17 protein-coding genes are annotated in these 20,824 nt (G+C 42.4%); 4 read left to right on the forward strand and 13 right to left on the reverse strand.

Annotated features, from left to right (window positions below; translation table 11 throughout):
• The first annotated feature begins 268 nt into the window (after positions 1-268).
• On the forward strand, positions 269-3,796 hold the full coding sequence (locus RM368_RS10425) for an NB-ARC domain-containing protein (RefSeq protein ID WP_322694003.1): 3,528 nt from the start codon (positions 269-271) through the stop codon (positions 3,794-3,796).
• 63 nt (positions 3,797-3,859) lie between these two features.
• On the opposite strand, the gene RM368_RS10430 is transcribed toward RM368_RS10425, so the two are convergent.
• The 3 genes from RM368_RS10430 to RM368_RS10440 form a co-directional block, all read right to left on the reverse strand.
• A complete protein-coding gene (locus RM368_RS10430; protein WP_094351396.1) occupies positions 3,860-4,063 on the reverse strand; it encodes a hypothetical protein in 204 nt (67 codons plus the stop codon).
• 10 nt (positions 4,064-4,073) lie between these two features.
• A complete protein-coding gene (gene def, locus RM368_RS10435; RefSeq protein ID WP_322672448.1) occupies positions 4,074-4,637 on the reverse strand; it encodes a peptide deformylase in 564 nt (187 codons plus the stop codon).
• A gap of 606 nt (positions 4,638-5,243) precedes the next feature.
• Positions 5,244-5,531: a Mo-dependent nitrogenase C-terminal domain-containing protein gene (locus RM368_RS10440; RefSeq protein WP_322694004.1), complete on the reverse strand. Its 288-nt coding sequence runs from the start codon at positions 5,529-5,531 to the stop codon at positions 5,244-5,246.
• A gap of 382 nt (positions 5,532-5,913) precedes the next feature.
• Here RM368_RS10440 and RM368_RS10445 point away from each other — a divergent pair, with 382 nt between their 5' ends.
• The 3 genes from RM368_RS10445 (at position 5,914) to RM368_RS10455 (ending at position 9,239) form a co-directional block, all read left to right on the forward strand.
• Positions 5,914-6,816 (forward strand): ABC transporter permease, encoded by a 903-nt coding sequence (locus RM368_RS10445; RefSeq protein ID WP_322694005.1) that lies wholly within the window; start codon positions 5,914-5,916, stop codon positions 6,814-6,816.
• A 20-nt stretch (positions 6,817-6,836) separates the two neighbouring features.
• Positions 6,837-7,646, forward strand: a complete 810-nt coding sequence (locus RM368_RS10450; protein ID WP_322694006.1) for a DUF3598 family protein — start codon at positions 6,837-6,839, stop codon at positions 7,644-7,646.
• A gap of 72 nt (positions 7,647-7,718) precedes the next feature.
• Positions 7,719-9,239: a BamA/TamA family outer membrane protein gene (locus RM368_RS10455; protein WP_322694007.1), complete on the forward strand. Its 1,521-nt coding sequence runs from the start codon at positions 7,719-7,721 to the stop codon at positions 9,237-9,239.
• A 105-nt stretch (positions 9,240-9,344) separates the two neighbouring features.
• Here RM368_RS10455 and RM368_RS10460 read toward each other — a convergent pair whose 3' ends face one another.
• From RM368_RS10460 to RM368_RS10505, 10 genes are all read right to left on the reverse strand, one after another.
• Positions 9,345-10,022 carry a hypothetical protein gene (locus RM368_RS10460; RefSeq protein WP_322694008.1) on the reverse strand — a complete coding sequence of 226 codons (678 nt, stop codon included), beginning with the start codon at positions 10,020-10,022 and terminating at the stop codon, positions 9,345-9,347.
• A gap of 184 nt (positions 10,023-10,206) precedes the next feature.
• Positions 10,207-10,590, reverse strand: a complete 384-nt coding sequence (locus tag RM368_RS10465; RefSeq protein ID WP_322694009.1) for a hypothetical protein — start codon at positions 10,588-10,590, stop codon at positions 10,207-10,209.
• 197 nt (positions 10,591-10,787) lie between these two features.
• On the reverse strand, positions 10,788-11,537 hold the full coding sequence (locus tag RM368_RS10470; protein WP_322694010.1) for a hypothetical protein: 750 nt from the start codon (positions 11,535-11,537) through the stop codon (positions 10,788-10,790).
• Between the two features lie 679 nt (positions 11,538-12,216).
• Complete coding sequence (locus RM368_RS10475) at positions 12,217-13,395, reverse strand: ABC transporter permease (protein ID WP_322694011.1); 1,179 nt, start codon at positions 13,393-13,395, stop codon at positions 12,217-12,219.
• Between the two features lie 131 nt (positions 13,396-13,526).
• Positions 13,527-14,798 carry an efflux RND transporter periplasmic adaptor subunit gene (locus tag RM368_RS10480; protein WP_322694012.1) on the reverse strand — a complete coding sequence of 424 codons (1,272 nt, stop codon included), beginning with the start codon at positions 14,796-14,798 and terminating at the stop codon, positions 13,527-13,529.
• Positions 14,799-14,841: 43 nt separating this feature from the next.
• A complete protein-coding gene (locus RM368_RS10485; protein WP_322694013.1) occupies positions 14,842-16,053 on the reverse strand; it encodes a glycosyltransferase family A protein in 1,212 nt (403 codons plus the stop codon).
• A gap of 45 nt (positions 16,054-16,098) precedes the next feature.
• Positions 16,099-17,229 (reverse strand): glycosyltransferase family 2 protein, encoded by a 1,131-nt coding sequence (locus tag RM368_RS10490; protein WP_322694014.1) that lies wholly within the window; start codon positions 17,227-17,229, stop codon positions 16,099-16,101.
• The gene (locus tag RM368_RS10495) at positions 17,226-18,398 is read right to left on the reverse strand and encodes a glycosyltransferase family 2 protein (RefSeq protein WP_322694015.1); all 1,173 of its coding nucleotides are present in this window, start codon (positions 18,396-18,398) and stop codon (positions 17,226-17,228) included. The genes RM368_RS10490 and RM368_RS10495 overlap by 4 nt, the downstream gene beginning before the upstream one ends.
• A gap of 26 nt (positions 18,399-18,424) precedes the next feature.
• Positions 18,425-19,561 carry a glycosyltransferase family 1 protein gene (locus tag RM368_RS10500; RefSeq protein WP_322694016.1) on the reverse strand — a complete coding sequence of 379 codons (1,137 nt, stop codon included), beginning with the start codon at positions 19,559-19,561 and terminating at the stop codon, positions 18,425-18,427.
• 67 nt (positions 19,562-19,628) lie between these two features.
• Positions 19,629-20,822, reverse strand: coding sequence for a hypothetical protein (locus tag RM368_RS10505; RefSeq protein WP_322694017.1), 1,194 nt, complete (start codon positions 20,820-20,822; stop codon positions 19,629-19,631).
• Positions 20,823-20,824 lie beyond the last annotated feature (2 nt).

The following is a 20,824-nucleotide window of genomic DNA, read 5'->3' on the forward strand; positions in this document are numbered from 1 at the left end:
CAGACGATAAAACTTAGACACAAAAAGGCTTTTCACCCAGTCCCCAGTCCCCAGTCCCCAATCCCCAGTCCCCAGTCCCCAGTCCCTTGCCATACACTAAACTCATTAGCGCGATCGCGCACTTTGTCAGAGAAAAACAACAAAGCCCAAGAAAGCATTCCCAGAGCAGCAAATGTTTACCCCGAAATGTTGAGAAGATGCTGTATTCGCAGTAATGTTATCTCACTATGTGAGATAACATTGGTTTGTAATTTGTCTTTGTGTGAGTATGAGTGTCATTCCCGAAAACGTTCTTTTGGCTTTAGCCGAAAAACGGTGCTTGTCTAACAGCGAGATCGAAGTGTTTTTATATGCTGTTGAGGGACAATCGCCAAATGCGATCGCGAAAAAATTGGCAATCAGTGCCGAAGCAGTACGCAAAAGATTAAGTGAAGTTTATAAGAAATTTAATGTTACTGGTAGCGGTCCAGGTAAGCTCACTAAGTTACAGCAAGTTATAGAATCTGAGTATCAAGCATCTTCACAGACTGAGAAATCCATTACCCAAAACCGTCAAGATTGGGGTGAAGCGCCTGGTGTCTGCTTTTTTCGAGGACGCATTGCAGAATTGTCTGGGCTAACGCAGTGGCTTATTCAGGATAAATGCCAGCTAGTGGCAATATTGGGAATGGGGGGAATCGGCAAAACTGCTTTATCTGTGAAACTGGCAAAGGAAGTTCAGGAAAATTTTGAGTATTTGATTTGGCGGAGTCTTCGCAATGCACCACCTGTTGCAGAGATATTGGCGAACTTGATCGGGTTTTTATCTGATGAGAAGGAAACAAATTTGCCAGAAAGCGTAGATGGGAAAGTAACGCTGCTAATTAATTATTTACGAGAGCATCGTTGTCTTGTGGTATTTGATAACACAGAGACAATTTTACAATCAGGCGATCGCGCCGGACAATATAGACAAGAATACGAAGATTATGGTCAACTACTTAGGCGGGTAGGAGAAGAACCACATCAAAGCTGCTTGGTACTGACATCTCGTGAAAAACCAAAAGAATTTGCTTCTTTAGAGGGAGAAGCATCACCAGTCAGAACATTATCATTAGTTGGCTTAGGAGAAACAGAAGGGCAAGAAATTCTCCAAGATAAAGGGTTATTTGGCTCACAACAGGAATGGGCCAAGCTAGTTGAGAAGTATTCAGGTAATCCTTTAGCGTTAAAGCTAGTTTCTGAGCCAATTCGGGAGTTATTTGGTGGTGATATCGCTGCTTTTCTAGCTGAAGGAGAAATCATTTTTGGCGATACTCGAAATTTACTAGACCAGCAATTTGAGCGGTTGTCAGAGATTGAAAAAGAAATAATTTATTGGCTAGCAATCAAGCGCAAGTTAGTTTCTCTAGACGAATTGCTAAATGATATTGCGCGTCCTTTGCCCAAAAGGGAAGTGATGGAAGCGCTAGAATCTCTACGGCGGCGATCGCTAATTGAACAAAGAACAGCACTTTTCACCCTTCAATCTGTGGTTATGGAATATATCACCGACCAACTGATTGAACAGGTTTGTAAGGAAATTACCACTAGTAATATTAAACTATTTATCAGCCATGCTTTAATGGAAGCGACGGCCAAAGATTATATTAGAAACACTCAGATTACCCTGATTGTTAAACCAATTATAGATAGGTTATCAACTATTTTTAGATATACTAAAAATCTTGAACATCATCTATATCAAATTTCATTGTCTTTACGACAGATTCCCCAAACAGTAGGATATGCAGGTGGAAATCTGTTAAATATTCTTTGTCAATTCCAAACTGATTTTAGCGGCTATGATTTTTCAAACCTGACCATTTGGCAAGCATATTTACAAAGTGTGAATTTGCATCGGGTAAATTTTGCCAATAGCGATTTAGCTAAATGTGTTTTTGCCGAAACATTAGTTAGTATTTCGTCAGTCGCATTTAGCCCGAATGGAAAACTTTTAGCTACGGGTGATGCTGATGGCAAGACTTACTTGTGGCAAGTTGACGATGGAAAGCTACTGTTTACCTGTATTGGACATAGCAGTTGGGTAAAATCAGTTGCTTTCAGTCCCGATGGTCAAACTTTGGCTAGTGGCAGTGATGACCAAACAGTGAAATTATGGGATGTTCGTGATGGTAAATGCCTGAAAACGTTGCACGGACATAGCAATTGGGTAAGATCGGTTGCCTTTAGTTCCGATGGTCAAACTTTGGCTAGTGGCAGTGAAGACCAAACAGTGAAATTATGGAATGTCCACATCGGCAAATGTCTGATAACTTTGCAGGGGAATACCAATCGAATTATGTCAGTTGCCTTCAGTCCCGATGGTCAAACTTTGGCTAGTTGCAGTGAAAAGCAAACAGTGAAGTTATGGGATGTTCGTGATGGTAAATGCCTGAAAATTTTGCAGGGACATAGCAGTTGGGTAAGATCGGTTGCTTTTAGTCCCGATGGTCAAACTTTAGCTACTGGCAGTGACGACCAAACGGTGAAATTATGGGATATTCGTGATGGTAAATCTCTGAAAACCTTGCAGGGACATACCAATCGCGTCTGGTCGGTTGCCTTTAGTCCCGATGGTCAAACTTTAGCTAGCGGTGGCGACGACCCAACGGTGAAATTATGGGATATTCGTGATGGTAAATGCCTGAAAACCTTCCAGGGGCATACCAATCGGGTCAGGTCAGTTGCTTTCAGTCCCGATGGTCAAACTTTAGCTAGTGGTAGCGAAAACCAAACAGTTAAATTATGGAATGTCCAGGATGGTAAATCCTTGACAACCTTGCAGGGACATAGCAATCGAGTCAGGTCAGTTGCCTTCAGTCCCGATGGTCAAATTTTAGCTAGTGGCAGTGAAAAGCAAACAGTGAAATTATGGGATGTCCGTAACGATCAGTTTCTCAAAATTTTGGAAGGGCATAACAGTTGGGTACGGTCAATTGCCTTCAGTCCTGATGGTGAAATTTTAGCTAGCGGCAGTGAAAAGCAAACAATTAAATTATGGGATGTTCAGACGGGGCAATGCCTGAAAAAATTGCAGGAACATACCAATAGAATTAGATCGGTTGCTTTTAGTCCAAATGGTCAAATTTTAGCTAGCGGCAGTGACGACCAAACAGTGAAATTATGGGATATTTACACCGGCAAATGTCTCCAAACCTTGAAAGGGCATACCAGTTGGGTAAGATCGGTTGCCTTTAGTCCCGATGGTCAAACTTTAGCTAGTGGCAGTGAAAACCAAAGAGTCAGGTTATGGAATATTTATACAGGCGAATGTCTCCATATTTTGGAAGGACATAGCAATCGGATCAGATCGGTTACTTTTAGCCCAGATGGTCAGACTTTAGCTAGTGGCAGTGATGACCAAACAGTGAAGTTATGGGATGTTTTCATGGGCAAGTGCTTGACAACTTTGCAAGAACATACTAATCGAATCTGGTCAGTTGCCTTCAGCCCCGATGGTCAGACTTTAGCTAGTGCCAGTGAAGACCAAACGATAAAATTATGGGATGTCTATAACGGCAAGTGCTTTAAAACTTTGCAGGGGGCTAATTGGGTAAAGTCAGTTGCTTTTAGTCGCGATGGTCAAACCCTGATTAGTGGTAGCCAAGATGAGACAATTAAGCTTTGGGATGTATCGACGGGTGAGTGCCTAAGAACACTGCGATCGCCACGACCTTATGAAAAAATGAATATCACCGGGGTTACAGGATTAACCGCAGCGCAGTTAGTAACGCTAAAAGCTTTAGGGGCAGTGGAAAATGCAGAGCAAAAATAAAAGGTAAAAGAATGAATTTTGCCTTTTTCCTTCATCCTTTTACCTTTTTTATGTACCTGATGCTTATTTCATGTTAGCCCGTGCGTCCTTCACTGCGGCAAAGAAAAATAATCCTGTAAGTGGAATGCTTAATACCAGGATAATTGCCGTGGCTGTAAAACCAAAATCTGGCTGTCCGTAACCGAGTTCAAAAATCGAACCGACGGCGGCGATCGCACTTACACAAGAACCACCCAGAAATAAACTGCTTTTTGGAGTTAAATACACTATTGCCCCCCTATGCTATTGGTTTCACCGCTTGATACGAGAAGCCATTCTTAGATAGCTCCTGGGCTAAAGTCAAGGAGTTTTCTACACGATCTACAAATACCACGCCGTTAAGGTGATCCATCTCGTGCTGAATGCAGCGTCCCAAGAGGTCATTAGCCTTTAATGTCCGGGGACGACCGTATTCGTCTTTATAGGCGATTTCTACGACTTCGGGGCGCTTTACGTCTAAATATACGTTGGGAATGCTCAAGCAGCCTTCTTGGGCAACAGAGATGTCGCGGCTGACTTGTTTGATAGTGGGGTTAATCAACACCAAAGGCTGATTAGCTGCGTTCTCTGGTTCTAGGTCGATGACAACTAGTTGTTTGTGAATTCCCACTTGGGGCGCAGCCAAACCAATGCCATCTTTGCTGTACATAGTTTGCAGCATTTCGCGCACTATTTGGCGAAGTTCGTCATCAACTTTAGAAATCCGCTTTGCAGCTTGACGCAGTACGCGATCGCCTAAATAATGAAGCTCCAAAGGTGGATTTTTTAACTTTTTTTTCTCGACAGCAATTTCAGAGGGCATGAGTCTCGATGGCTAGATGGTGAAAATTCCTACTATTTTCATTCTATCAATCTCAGTTAGAGGATGTTTAAAAAGTCTTGGAGTATACCAAAAACCCGGCTGTCATTCCTGTTTTTGCTTGCCTAACAACAGGCTGATACCACGAGTGAGAGGCTGTGAAACCCTTATTTTATCGTCAGTAAGGTTTGCTAGGGGGTTAGGTCTCCGAGGTTGTATTGTTAGCAATAATACTTTTTAAATATCCCCTAAGACGTAGTACCAATTTCCAAAAGAATTATTGTGAAGTCACGTTGCACCATACTTGGAGCGATTCTTATTATCGAGGCTGACATCATTAAACAGTACTTTTAAATGTAAAATCGATTGTCATAGCAATTCTCTATGAAGATGCGCCTAATTATTTTGGGACATAGCGAATTATCTTCAGATAACCTCTGTGTACCTTTGCGTTGAAAAAAAGCTATGATTTGGCGCAGCGTTACAAAAAAACGAGATCGGTCGTTTACCAGCCTCTTTCTGACGATCTGATTGCAACTAGGATTTCTAGACAATTTTTCTTAGTAAAAAGATTTATTCAATCAATTTTTTATTGATGGAAACCTATATTTAGCAATATTTTCTGGCATCTTCACCACATTCATTAACTAAATATAATAAACACTTAAAACGAAGACCAACTATCTGTTCATAAAGGGGGTTTAATTTACACATAGGTGGAATGCGAAGTAGAGTCCGACCGAAAACTTTAACAGTTCTTTCAAAAGGGCAATTGGAAGGAATTATTTTGCACAATAGTTTGGCCAGATTAGAATTATGTATTTCTACGGACTCAAGCTGAGAGCGGATCTGGTTTAATAAGCTATTGTCCAAATTGGCTTTGTTTAAGAATTTCATCGTTTAACTTTCCTTCAACTAATCTGTTTCTCCTATAAATTACTCCGATATTCCGAGAAAAACATAGTATAAATACCAAACTATTTTCCCTCTCCCTAGAGGTCAAGTTTAAATAACAGTAAAATTGCTGAGAAACCAGAACAGCTAGCCAATTATTATCAATAACTGTTAGAGACAATCGTGAATATATCTGTGGCAAATAGTGTGAATATCGGGTGAATGGTCAAGATAGCAGGACGACAGAAGAAGGAAGTAGCAAGAGATAAAAGCTGATATATTGGCAAACTTTGCACCATTGACTATAAATAGTGGTGTTATTAACGCAAAAACGCAAAAGCTGAACTTAGTGCTTTGGCGTTAAGTTCAAATTTTGAGGTGATGTGTGTTTAAATCTTTCACAAAACTTGATTATCTGCTGAAAGAAACTTTCCTCGGTTTATTGCGGGGAGGTTGGATGAATTGGGCTGCTGTCAGTACTGTGACGGTGTTACTGTTTTTATTCGGCTTGAGTCTGCAAACCTCTTGGCAAGTCGAAAAACTTCTTTATCAGTTTGGTAGCCAGCTAGAAGTCTCAGTTTATCTCGAACCGGATACGCAAATCGAAAGTATTGAGCCACTAATCGCTAAAATGCCAGAGGTAGCGACGATAAAAACCATTACCAAAGAACAAGCTTGGACTAAGTTAGTTAAGGAAATGAGAATTTCTGATATTGAGGGTGCTACCCAGCAGCTAGGTGAGAATCCTCTGGTTGATGAGATGAAGGTGAAAGCGCGTAATTCTCAAGTTGTACCAACCTTAGCAACACAGTTGGCTAAATTACGAGGAGTTGAGACGGTGCAGTATGTGGATGAAGCAGTTAAACGCATTGCCCAGTTGCACCGGGGTCTGAACTGGATTACTTTAACAATTACGATGATTCTGACTTTAACAGCGATCGCAGTGACTACCACCACAATTAGGCTGATTGTCATGGCGCGTCGCCAGGAACTTGAAATTATGCAACTAGTGGGAGCAACTTCTATTTGGATTTACCTCCCGTTTATTTTACAAGGAATCGCCTTTGGTTTGGTTGGTGGTGCGATCGCTTGGAGTTTCATTTCTGTGATTCAACAGTTTCTCGGTAAGTTGCTAGTCAATCAACCTGAGTTTATCCAAGTCATCACCAACAGAGTGCAACTTACTCCAGCAGAAATTTTATTATTGCCTCTGATTCTTTTGAGTTTCGGTGCCAGTGTAGGATTAATGGGGAGCTTATTTGCTGTCCAACGTTTTGCTAAAGGATAATGACAAATGACAAAATCACTATGAAATCGCAATGGGAATGTTTTTTGCAGAATCTCGGTGTTTGGGAAGGTTCATTTACCAATTTTTCTCCCCAAGGAAAATTTTTGAATGATACTCCTAGTTGTCTTTCCCTAGAACATTTGAACAATAGCCAAAAAGTGCGCCTAACTCTGAGCCGTTCGGGACAAGATATAATCAGAGAATTTAATTCTGTGGGAGGGGGTCTACTATTTTTTGAAAATGGTTCCTTCTCTGAAGGTTTAATTCAGCTAGGGCCATTTTCAGAATTTGGTGGAGAACTCGCTTTTGTTCATGAAAATCGCCGCTTGCGTCTGGTGCAACTGTTTGATAATACTGGTCAGCTAAAGGAATTAATCTTAATTCGAGAACATCTAGCTGGAACCCCAGCAAATGAACGTCCAACTTTACAGATAAATGATTTGTTGGGAGAATGGCAAGGCCAAGCAGTGACAATATATCCAGATTTGCGATCGCCTGATACTTACTCTACAATCTTCAAATTACAACTTGATGATGCTGGGCGATTAATTCAAAGTACCTCTTTTAGCGATCGCACAATTACCTCAACTGCTACCATCAAAGGCCCGATTGTTCTCTTTGACCAAGACCCACAGAAGCAGGTGCAAGTATTATTTTTACCAGATGGCGCTTCTGCAACTTCACCTGTCAAGGTGCGGTTACGTCAACCATTTTTTTTGGAAGTGGGGTGGTTAATTCAGTCAAACCTGCGCCAACGGATGATTCGCAGCTACAACGATAAAGGCGAATGGGTGAGCTTGACATTAGTCACTGAAGAAAGGAAGCTTTGATATCATGTCCGCTTGATTACTTATCAAATATTTAACTGTTGCCAAAATGTGGGTAATGACAAAGCTTTATTTATGTATATTCAAATAGCTGTAGTTGCGATCGCATTCATCTTAATAGCTGGAGAAAATCTAGAGGCCGTTGCAGACTCGCAATCTTCTACTGAAGATAGTCCTAGTAGTATTGTGGCAACAAAACCAACTTTAGAAATAGAGGGAGGATATGCAAAATATGGTGACTATATCGGATTAACTCCAGTAGATAACCAGTCTGTGGAGTTTTCCCAAATTTCTCAAAGAATTGTCAAAGATATCCAGATTCGTTTTGTTAACAACAAAGATCGATTATTCGATGAAAAAGGTCAGCCGATCGAAGGACGTACCCGAAAAGATTTTATCATTGGTCTGCTGAAACTCAAACCTGGTGAGGTATTTCGTGAAGATTTACTAGAAGCAGACTTGCAACGATTGCGGAGATTAGAGTCATTTAATGAAGTCAATGTTTATCGCCAAGAAGATGCCAATAGCGTTAATCTCATTTATGAAATCAAAGAGCGTAACTTCCCTTCTCTAATTTTCGGAGGCGGTAATAACGACGATGTTGGATTATACGGTCGGGTGGGTTATAGAGATGAAAATATCAGCGGTGTTAACGATAAATTAGATACAATTGTACAAATCAGCGGTAAAGATGTCCAATTTAATGGTCAGTTCATTAGTCGTTATCGTCCTCAAGAACCAAACCGCTTAGGCTACAGCATCAGAGCTTTTCGTACTCGTAATACATCGGGAACTTTCAACGACGATATCAGATTGTCTAACGGTGACAAAGTACGCGAGGGAAGGTTTGGCGGTTCTGTAGGAGTTTTAAAATCTTTTGATGAGTGGGATGCAGGTATAAGCTTGAATTATACCAGAATTAGCTTACGCGATCGCGACTATAACGTTACACAGGTCGATAGATTAGGGAGTCCTTTATCTCTTAGCGGCACTGGTATTGATGACTTATATACAGTATTATTTTCTGTATCCAGAGATCGACGCGATCGCCGAGAAAATCCGACTCAAGGATCGATTCTCACTCTCAGCACAGAACAAGCAATTCCGATTGGACTGGGTAATATTTCTAGCAACCGCCTACGGGGAGATTATATTCAGTATTTACCAGTCAGTTGGATTGGTAATGGTAGACCAACTGACAATCCAGAAATGTTGGCGATTAATTTCCAAATTGGTACGATTCTGGGAGACTTTCCGCCAGCGGATGCTTTTAATATTGGTGGACTAAATTCTGTCAGGGGTTATGGTTATGGAAAAGTTGCCAGTGGTCGGAGTTATGGTTTAGCTTCTGTGGAATATCGTTTCCCAATTTCTTACTCAGTCGGAGGAGTTGTTTTTACTGACTTCGCCTCAGATTTCGGGTCTAGTGAAACCGTGCTAGGAGAACCAGGAGTACTACGAGATAAACCCGGAAGTGGCTTTGGTTACGGCTTAGGATTGCGCGTCAAGTCATCCTTTGGACTGATTCGAGGTGACTTCGGAATTAGCGATCGAGGAGAACTTAGATTTGAACTTACAACAGGTCAGCGATTTTAACGAATGGCAAAAAAGTTCTAGAAAACTACTGGAGATTGCTTAATAACACACTCACGGCTACTTGAGTGTGTCTAGTCCTAAAGGACATAATCAACATATTGAAGATTAATTGCACATTTGTAACGTGCGGCGATCGCTAGCTGCGATCGAATTTAACCGATAAAAGTCTTGCAGAGCCAGGGAGTAAGCATAAGAATTTGACTCATCCTCACCAACCCGGGGCAGTCTATTGCTTGTAGCTACCTGATTCGATTGTTCAGAACTGGCTTCATTTGACGAAGTATTAACCGTCATCGCCAACTCTCCTGATGGGTTGATTGTACCCTGAAAGCAATTTAACTCTGATTGGGGCATATACAATGCACCCTTTACCTTGTCTTGCTGCTTTTGAAATATGATATAACCTTGACCAAGCTGGTTTGGCTTTGGAGATTGACCATAAAGGTAAATCCCATCTTTTACAGGAAAACTTCCTTTTGGTAAAACTCTGGCGCTTTTTGTAGTTCCCCCATCGCCTGGAACCAGCGCTGTGATTGTAGGTACTGTGTTTCCGCCTCCAGAAGCCGCATTCAGTTGACTTCTTTGATCTCGAACTTTTCTCAATTGCGACAAAAGAGAATTTTCGGAGGTTTTGTGAATCCGAGCCGATGATAATCGAGAATCTGTAAATGATGTTACTTGAGTTTGCTTGGCTAGAAAGCCCAAACCGAGAAGTAAGCCTAAGCCCGCGAGGGGAATTCCCCACTTTCGGGGAGATAATAACTGATGAAGGTTGTTAAGCACCCTACTTCTCCTGTTAAAAAACTAACTAAGTTCTCTAGAACTTACTTAAATCATCACCAAGTCTTAATTGTTAAAGACTTTATCCACGACTTATATTACTTTTGTCCAAAAAAGAAAACTGTCAAAAACAAAAGTTTTTATTGGATTTGGTTCTACAATCTTAGATTACCATCAGTTAGAGTCTTTATAACAGAGGGTAGAAGGCAGTTCTTGCTGGGGCAGGAGTCAGAAGGCAGGAGTAACCCACCTTTAAAAGCATGAGATTAAAGTAAGGGACTTCCAGAAAATAAAATATACAGGCTATAAGAATGATAATCATTCCGAGGGTTAGTGTTTGACTTTCTGATGACAAACTGCGGTCTAACGTTACCCTTGGGTGTGTAGATATCTTGAGTTTGTAGCTACAGCATTCACGGATTCTACAGGCACTAAACAGGCAAACACCGAACAAAGCGCGTAGGCGTAGCCCGCCGTAGGCATCGCGCCCGTTGTCTAAGCCATCGCTAAAAATTAGCTGTATCTCTTGCTGTGTTAGAACCTTGGCGCGACCATGACGGTTTATTTTCATCGCTAGACTGTAGACCCTGCGATCCACAGCTTACAACGATTTAACACAGATTAATCAGAATTATTTAACCGAGATTAGCGATCGCAAATTAATGAATAATTCTGAGTGTAAAGACAACCCAATTTTCTCGCATCAGCCCACAAAAGTTACATATCTCTTTGTGAAAAAATCCCCATAGCGATCGTTAAAAACGTCATTTAGAATGTCATACTCAAAATTTTACTTAGGTCTAATTCTCCCGCATAAAGCTCAGTTGGTTGGATAGAAGCTTGGGGTAGTCCCCACGGTTGAAACTGTGTCAAAGTGGGAGAAGTTTGGATTTTGAATACTTGCGGGCTTGAACTTACTATCGGAGATAAAGTTATATTAAATACATAGTTTGGGGCGCCGAGAACATCAGTGCTAGGGAGGGTATTTACAGTAAACGTTTTTGCCAAGCCATATATTACATTAGTTGTAGTAGGAGGATTAATATAGCTTGGACGACTGCCTTGATAAGAAGCAAAACTAGGATAGTAAGTTTTAGTGGTAGTACTGTATTCATAAGTAGCAAAGGAAATTGCTACCACCTTTTTACCGATTACTCCCATCAACAAAGCTAACTGCGCCTTATTTGGGGTCGAAATACGCCCTGTAAGAAATATATCTCCCACTGGCGAACCATCCCATTGAACATTACTAAGCACTGCTACAACAGAGGAATTATATTTCCCGGTTCCGTCAGGACTTGGGCGACTGGTGGGATCGATTACGTATTGATCTGCGACTAAAGTTAAATCACCAATGCTTAATGTCTTAATAAACCCAAAAGGTTTATAGGTATTTGACTGGAAATTGTAACCTTGTTGTACATCTAAAGATTTGTTAATACTCACAGCGAAGACCGGAGTAGTAAAACCTATTGAACACGCTATACAGCCTAGTAATAAAGCTTTACTCAACAGCATAAGTTTTTCCAAATATTAAATAGATGGTTTGAGTCTTTTTTAAGGTATAAACTCATAAGATTTATACTTGCATGAATCATGCTACAACTCCATATTTAAACAAATTTTAATAGACATGATGTGCTACGGAATGTAGCACCAGGTTTTGTTTTTAGTGTTGAAAAAAACGTATTTAAAACAGTGATTATCGCCAAAAATAAGGCCGAGGATTATTTGAAATAACTATTAGAAAACAGTGCAAATAAGTAAGTCGGTACAATAAAACCAAACTGTGTAAATAAAAGTAAATAACGCTCAAACTCTTTCTCCCCCTGCTAAAAGCTCTCTGCTTTTGTTTTATGCCAACAATATTTATTTACGCTGACTTACTTCAACCCGACTCTACTAACTGTAAAAGCGGATAATATTCGCCGTCTACGCGAGTTGATGAATAAGGGACTTCCAAAGAATAAATTGTTCCAAAAAACTAATCTTTTGGCAGAAAATTCAATCATTATTACTGAATTTACTACAAAAAGGAGGGGAGAAAGTGGCAGCCGATGGCTGCCGCTTTCTCCCCTATAATAATGATTATCATTATTTTAAATGGGATGTTTTATTTTTTGGAAGTCCCTAAGAAGAATTGTATCTGGCTACACTCTACTCAATATACTTCCTGCCTCAAAATGTAGAAAAAAACTTATGAGCGCAAGGCTTTTACTGGATCGATCTGGCTAGCACGCACGGCGGGAAGCAAACTAGCTCCCACCCCCACCAGTAGCGCTGAACCCACTGCTAGCACTGCAATTCTGCTATCAAACTTATAGGGCAAGCTAAAGGTATCGGTAATTACAACAGTCAATCCATGTACTACTCCTAGAGCTGCTGTTCCTCCTATTAGACTTAAAAGCATCGCCTCTAAAATAAATTGCAGCATGATTTCGCGTTGGGTTGCACCTATGGCCCGTCTCAAACCTATTTCAGCAGTTCGTTCATTTACAGAGGCAATCATAATATTCGCAATTCCAACACCGCCAACCAAGAGCGCGATCGCTCCTACTGCTGTTAGACCTTGAGAAGCCATCTCTAGAGTTTTCTGCTGCTGTATAATATCTGATACATTATTCCAAAATTTAAATTTGTAACCTGGAAATCTTTGTAACAGTAACTCCTCTGCTTGGTGGCTTAACTCTTCCACATCTGCAAGTGCATAAGGGCGCATTTGGATGCTCCCAATGTCGCGGCTACCAGTCGAAGCGTTGTAAATAGACATCGGCACATACAGTTGACCCGCCGGAGGTGCATTTTCATTTAGAATAGTTGCTACCACCCCGATCACGATATAGGGTCTGTCCCCAGCATAAATCAACTGCCCTACAGGTTCTTGCTTTTGAAAAAGTTGTTCTGCCAGCAATTGATCGATTACGATTACCGGGCGGTAGTTGACAAAATCTTCAGACGTGAAAAACCGTCCTGATACTAAAGATATCCCTGAAGTCAACAAAAAATCTTGAGAAACAGGTGACAAGGTTGGAGTAAATTCCTTGTCCCGAAATATAGTTGGTGTAGAACCAGCCCAATTAAAAGAACTGATCGCTTGCAAGCCTACCATTCGCTGTCGTAAGAATTCCATATCTTCCAACTTGAGTTGGGTAGCTTCACCACCAGAATCCCAATTTGGATAAACTGAAACTTGAGGCGCGCCTCGTTTTGCTAATTGTTGAGCGATCGCATCTCGGCTAATATTACCAACCTGAAGTGTAGCGCTGACAGCAGCCACACCCATAAATACCCCTAGAGTAGTCAGAGCAGAACGCAAGGGATTTCTACCTAAAGAGTGAAAGGTAATATTTAATAAGTCAAAAGCTGAAAGAGCCATAATAGTCAATACGCTTGGGTTAAGCAAATTTATCTGTTAAGGCAGGCTGTTCTTGAGCAGGGGAAGCTTCGGGAGCAGGGGAGTAGGGGACAAGGGGGACAAGGGGGACAAGGGGGACAAAGAGGAAAAATTTACTGCAACTTCTCCCCTGCTCCCTTGCTCCCCTGCTCCTCTGCTTTAACTGGCAGCCCTGGCTTAAGTTCTGACTCAACGGGCGGCAGTATAACTTGTTCGCCGGGATGCAAACCAGAGGTTACTTCTACATTCATTAACCCTTCCAATCCTAGATTAATGGTGCGTTTTTGAGCATGATTTTGGCTATCTAGAACCCATACAAAGGGGCGTGGTTGCGATCGCACAATTGCCTCTGTCTTCAAAACTACTACGTTCTGGCGTTGCTGCAACACAACCTCGACATTTACCCTGCTACCAGGGAGCAGTGTGCGAGTCGGGTTATCAAGCTCAACCGTTGCGGGTACTGTTGGTTGCTCTGATTGTTTTGAACTGCTACCATCTTGTTTTTGAGCTTCAGGGCTGAGTGCTTGAGGATACAAGCTTTTTACGCGTCCAGAGAATCTCCTTGCATTCGGCCCGATCGCATTAATGCGGGCAAGTTGGTTGACGCGAACTTGAGCAGCGTTGAGGGTAGAAAGCTGGAGTTTTACTAAGACTTTTCTGGGATCGCCCAAAGTGAGCAGATTGGTACGCAACTCGACCCCATCACCGTTTTCTACATTTACACCCAAGACTACGCCATTCAATGGTGCAGTTACAATATTATCCTGGAGTTGCTGCTGAATAAGTTGGCGCTCCAATTGCAAAGTCTGAATTTTCAGGGCGGTTGTACGTGCCTCTGCTTGATTATCTCGCAGGCTAGCACGAGCAACGCGTACAGTATCTTCCTGCGTTTTGGCTTGTTCTTGGGCAATAGCTCCCTCTCGCACCAAAGGAGCAAGCCTCTGGAGTTGTTTTTCTTCGGCTGTTAGTCGTTCTTGGGCTTCAATAATTTTCTCGCGACTACGTGCTAGGTTGAGTTGCTCTTGTTGAATTTGTAATTGCTGATTGGTAAGAGCAACTTTTCGCTCAGGGTAGCGCAGGGTCAGCAGCACTTGACCAAGTTTTACCCTCTCACCAGGTTTTACCATGACTTGTTCTACCGCACCCTCTTTTGGGGACTTCAAGATTCGCTGTTCGCGTAACTCAACAGTACCGCTCTCATTAATTGTGGTTTCAACATTACCTCGCTCCACGGTTAACAAGCGTACTGCTAATGGTTCGGGAGGTTGATTCAGAGCTAAGAAGTAGGTTAGCCAACCGCCAACGCTGGCTAAAGCCAAAACTCCTGACCAGGCTAGCCATCGACTTGGGATATTAAATTTAGCTTTTTCATATTTCCAGTTCATGAAAACTCGATCCAGTGAGTTTGCAGTTAATTACAAGCAATGTCTACGACCAAAGATCGAACACGACGAGGCGACTGTTGTCCAAAACGCGGCGGAAATTTGAACTGAGATAATTTCGCAAACCAGAGTAATAATCAAGCCACCAGAAGGCGGGCCAGGCGATGACCATGAAACTTGCTCCCGTTTGACGCATTCGTTCCAGTTCCCGGATAGCAATCTCGTCATTCAGTGGCGCTCCCCAGTATTGACCGTCTTTTTCTAAAAAGGGCAGAGCATCGTATTGCGGCAGAATCTCGCAACTCCATTGATTTTCATCGACCAAAATCAAACGCTTCCCGGCGGGAATCACAGATGTAATTTCCTGCATCGCAATTCGCAGGCGTTCTGACCAACTCAAATTAAGTTCAGGTATCAGCTCAGACGTGAACTGACTGCGGCGCATACTTATATGCAACAGGCGCTCTGCTAGCCACTGACGATAAGATGCATCCTCTGCACGCGGCGACTTTAACAAATAAGCGATCGCATCAGTACGTTCTGCCATCACACCAAGTGGGCCTGTTCCTCCAAGACTAAAATTAATTTGAGAATCTTGTTCAAGATGATATCGGACTTGGGCTAGTTGTTTAGCAATAAAGAAAATATCGAATTGCGCCGCCATACGTAAGTATAAGTTCAAATCCAACATATACTTCGAGTGCGGTGCGTCGATGCCCCCAACCATTGCCAAAGCATTAGCGCGAAACACGATCGCTGAACATAGCAAAATCCATTTCCGCCCATCAGCAATTTGGTGGATGAACTCTAGACCATCAATTGACCCTTCTGGAAAGTTATCTGAAAGCTCTCTGCCTGTCATATGCACTGGAACACCATTAGCGTCGATAATTTCAGCTTGCGCAACTGAAAAACCAACATCTGGATGGTTGTCTAAAGCTAAAACAGATTCATGGATGAAGTTGGGCAGCAGAATGTCATCGTCCGACAAGATAACTACATAGGGACTAGAATTTACTTCAGTAACTCGCTGCCAATTGCCAAATATGCCAATATTTGTTTCGTTGCGTATATAAGTGATGCGCGAATCCGCAAATGAACATACAACTGCCTCTGTATCATCGCTAGAAGCATTATCTAAGACAAGAACTTGAAAATCTGGATAGTCTTGTGCCAATGCGCTCTGCAAGCTAGTTTTTAATAACTTTGAGCGATTGTAAGTTGGAATTACAATGCTAACTTTGGTTTGAAGTGCCATGTGTTTAAAATTACCGCCTTTTTAAATAAAAATTTTTAAATAAAATTAAACAGACATACGTAAATCAAAGACAACCAAGCGCTCATTATCTAAAACACAGCGAAACTTAGTACGTAAATAGCAAGCGAACTCAGCATAATAATCAAACCACCAGAAAGCTGGCCATCCAAACACGATAAAGCTCGCTCCTGCACGGTACAGTCGTTCAAACTCCTTAATGGCAATGGCATCATCTTTTGGCGCTCCCCAATACATCCCATCTTTTTCTAGAAAGGGAATTGATTGGCATTTGTCCAAAAGCTGACCAGATCCCCATTCGTTCATGTCAACTAAAATGTACTCTTGCCCCATTGGAATTAAAGGAGTTAGTTCCGACTCCAACGCGCCCAGACGTTGGATAAACTCATACTCAGAACCCTTCCAGCGCTCAAAAGCATCTTCGATTTGAATGTCGTGCTTGTGCAAAGACTCGCACAAAGCTTTTATATGATTGTGATATTGGCTAAGTTGCCAACTATAAGTAAGCTTGCTAGTGCCATTATCACCATGAATCCGATACAAGGCTTGGTACTCAGCAATGCGCTTGATGTTACCGAAAAAAGGAGACAAAAAAGTTAAGTACGCATCAGCGTTAAGAGAGTAGTAAGTATCGGGTAGGGGAAAAATTTTCTCTAAATAGCTACGCGACCAGGCATTGCCGCTCGTGGGTGAGAAGACATAGCTTTCAATGCTACCTTGAAGATGCGCCTCGCGTAAATCTCCTTCTGGTAGAGGTCGATCGGGAATTAATTTTCCCAATGGCTTACCATCAGCATCTATAGCAGATAAAGGCCAGTGTACCTGTACTATATGCGGATCGCCCAGCAGTTCAACGGCTCTGGCGATCGCATCAGGTAGCAAAACATCATCTGCATCTAAAAAACAGACAACCTCACCACGGCTTGCGGCAAAACCAACGTTGAATGCAGAACCCTGTCCGCCATTTTGTTTCAGCAGAGGGATAATCTCTTCCCCATAATTGGCAATGATTTGCTGTGAGTCGTCTGTTGAACCATCATCAACCACAATCACTTCTAAAGGCTGATAGTTTTGATTCAGAGCGCTATCAATTGCCTCTTTCAGAAAACGTTCATAGTTGTAGTTGGTGATGATAATACTGGCTAGAGGCTTGTTCATGAGCGTAGGTCAAATACAATCAGATGGTCATTTTGTAATACACAGGGAAACTTTTGCCTTAAATATTCATGAAATTCGGTGTAGTATTCCAGCCACCAAAAAGTGTGCCACAAGAAAACGATCGCACTAGCACCAGTTTGGTATAGGCGATCGAATTCTCGAATAGCTGTGTCGTCATCTACTGGACGTCCCCAATACCAACCATCGCGTTCAGTAAAGGGGATTGTTTGAAAATCTTTGATGATTTCGTTACCGTTCAGGCGGTCTTCATCGACCAAGATAAAAGATTCCTGTGGCGATATTAGAGTTTTGAGTTTTTCTCTGACCTCGTACAGATGACCAATGTGATTCCGCTCTATGGCAAAACTTAAGTCTCCGTACAGTGAAACCAAGTTCCATTTTTTTTGAATCCGCTCGAGGCTTTTGGCGGATTGTTCAAGATCCCATCTCATGAAAAAATAATCGAGGTCTTCTGGATGAGGAGGATAAGGGTGCCAGAAATGAACAACAGATTTCGGCTCAAAGACAACTGGAATTTTGGCATTATATAAAGCCAAACTAGAATCGAAATGATCTAGAAAAATAACATCTTCATCGAAAGGAGAGACTCGATCAAAAACACTTCGACGATAGAGCCGACAGTGAGCCTCTCCAGCTAACTGTAGCGTCCGGCGATGAGTTCCGCGGTCGAGTTGCTGCTCGTTCGTGGCTGGAAGGACTTCCCATTTAACGTCGTTAGCTGTTTGTACTGACCGAACCTGACCCTGGTTTGGGTCCCAATGAACGTTTGTCGCTCCTAAAGGCCCCTCAATAATCCGGGGCACAGCTACATCAGCTGGTTGTTCTTCGCAGGCGGCGATCAGATGGGATAACCAACCTTCCTCAACAAGAACATCATTCTCAACGAAGCACAAAAAATCATCGTTAGCTTCCTGAATTACCAAGTTTCTTAACTGATTGGGCTGCAAATAACAATCTTTGTGAATGACTTTGACATTACTGCGACCTTCTAATACCTGTTCCATCTGCTGCCAATACACTTTCGGAGTATTGCAGTCTACTACAATCAGGTTAAATGGGATGTGGGTGTAGTTGAAAATTCGCTGTAAAGATTCAGCTGCTAAGGTGAATTGTTCGCGAGGAAAGAATCCGATAGTTACTGTTGACATAATATATCTCCTATACTCAATGACAGTTAATTCATTGCCGCCTCTAGCAGAGACGAAAGAACTTTATCTGAGTCAAAATATTCCTCTGCTAACCTCCGCGCTGCATACTTGTGTCGCTCATAGTCAGCATTGATGGCTTCTACACCTTTGACTACCTCCTGTTGGTCGCAAAAAGTTAAAATCCCTTCTTCGATCGGCAACCAATCGCTTAAGCCTGTGTCTTGAACTAGAATTGGCTTACCGGAAGCTAGATAACAAACGCTGCGATCGCTAAACCAGCCACCTTTGGTAGCAACATAACCGTGTTTTGCGACTCCAAACTCAGCACGGGATGTTTGGACAAATTTCTGGTAAGATTCTGGTGTAAAGGACGCCAGCCATCCGGGAATCACCTCCCAGCCATACTGTGATAGTTGATCGGGAAAGCCGCCGCTTAAGGCAATCCGAAATTGCTGTTTGGTAAGTTGCGGTATATCAATAAACTTTAAAAACTCTTTATCCTTATTGCCGTAGGTAACTCCTTCGTAGACCACCTCTCGATAACTATGCCACTGCATAATCGAACTGAAGTGGGTGTTATCGTCTTGAGTCACTGGCCAGTAAGGCAGTGCGACTGGAGGTAATGTCTTTTGCCAATGCCTACCGTTTGTGGGGATCAGACAGTCCTCAGCACCAATGCGTTGCCCAATCGTGAAGAGGCGATCGCAACGTTCAATTGTCTCTACTAATTCCGAATTACCGCTAGCAAGATTAATCTGCGTAAAACCAGGATCTGCATCAATATAGATGCGGCGCTGCGGCCATCCATACTCATCTCTCCAAACAGAAAGTGGAGAGCCACGGACAATCATTAAATCAGCCTGAGAGCAGATGTCTTTAAACTCGTCAATCTCCATCCCAACTGAATGCTTGTGAGTTCGGTAAATCCATTGGTTTGCAAAGCCAAGCGGTTCCAGGCAGTTTGTCACATAATTGCTGGGATAGTCTAACTCGGTTGTGAATTCTTCAGTCTGCCAGTTATAAACCCACGACTCTGACCCGCATTCTTCCAAGTAGAAGATATCATGTCCAAGGGCACGCAGACCCAGGAGGTATTGCAGGTCAGACCAAGCGTTGCCTCCTATGGGAAACCGACCAATAGCACTAGCAAAAATAATAATCATCTTATTTGAAATTTGTTATATGTTTTCATTAGATGTATTAGCTGATGATTTATTCCTTCATAGGCAGTCAGACTCGAAATTGAGATAGATGCGTGCTTAAAACTGTTTCCAGTAGTCGAGGTAGCACCACTTTGTAACTAAAAAATTGTTCGGCTAATTCCCTTGCTGTCTGACAGTGAGCCAAATAATTTGTATTGACGCGCTCAATGCAATCTACCGCTTCCTGCAAAGATGAAAACGCCAACACACCTTGCCCCGTCGGCAGCCAATCGCTAAATCCGGTATCTTGTAAGATAGCGGGACGACCAGCGGCGAGATAACAAACACTGCGATCGCTAAACCAACCGCTACGGGTTTTGACATAAGCTTGTTTGGCAACGCTAAATTCTCCACGGGAGCCAGTCAGGTAAGTTATGTAGGTTGACAGACTAGCGCTAATTTTTTTGCCATCTCGAACTAACCAACCTGCTGCCTTTAAAGATTTCGTAACCTCTGCTATTTCTGCGTCCTTGCCAGCAAGAGCAAGTTCGAGTTTCTGCCAACAGTGGCTAGGGAGTTCCAGCAGGCGCATGAATTCTCGATCTTTCTGCCCATAATCCTCACCTTTGTAAGTCACACCTCCATAAGCATTCCAATTAGCAATTGTTGTGAATGGGAAATCTGCACGTTCTTCGCCACTATCTTCGGGAATCAGTATTGGGCTTTTCCATATCTCTGGCACAACGGGCGGTACGGTAGGGAGCCATTCAATTCCATCACTCGGTATGCCGCAATTTGGTTGTCCAATATTAACGCCATAACTAAAGTAGGCGTGATAATCGTTACGACCCTCAGCGGCGAACGTCCCAATCTGGGTAAAAAATGGGTCCATGTCGATTAATACTCGGTGTTTGCATAAAAGAAATTCAGATAACCAGCAAACTCCACCGATATTTAATAGCAGATCCGCCATCCTGAGCATTTGCTTTATTTCTTGCCAATCTGCACCGTAGACATCTCCTGTATCCCGATTTACATAGCAGACTGTTGCATTCACGCCATAACTGTGTATTAGCATTTGGACTGCGTGAAGTCCAAAGCCTGGGTCATCAGTGTAATTGTGGGCGATGGGGTTATAGCAAGACCCAGCCCAGCCGCTTTCCTCCAGGTATAAGACTTCATGTCCCAAATGATGTAACCCTAAAACATAATGAAAGTAGGCTAAGAGATTGCCAGCGACTGGATGTCGAATCATATATCCGCAAACAACAATGCGTGCCATGC

Origin of the sequence: Nostoc sp. DedSLP03 (assembly GCF_034530815.1) — a bacterium.
GTDB lineage: Bacteria > Cyanobacteriota > Cyanobacteriia > Cyanobacteriales > Nostocaceae > Nostoc.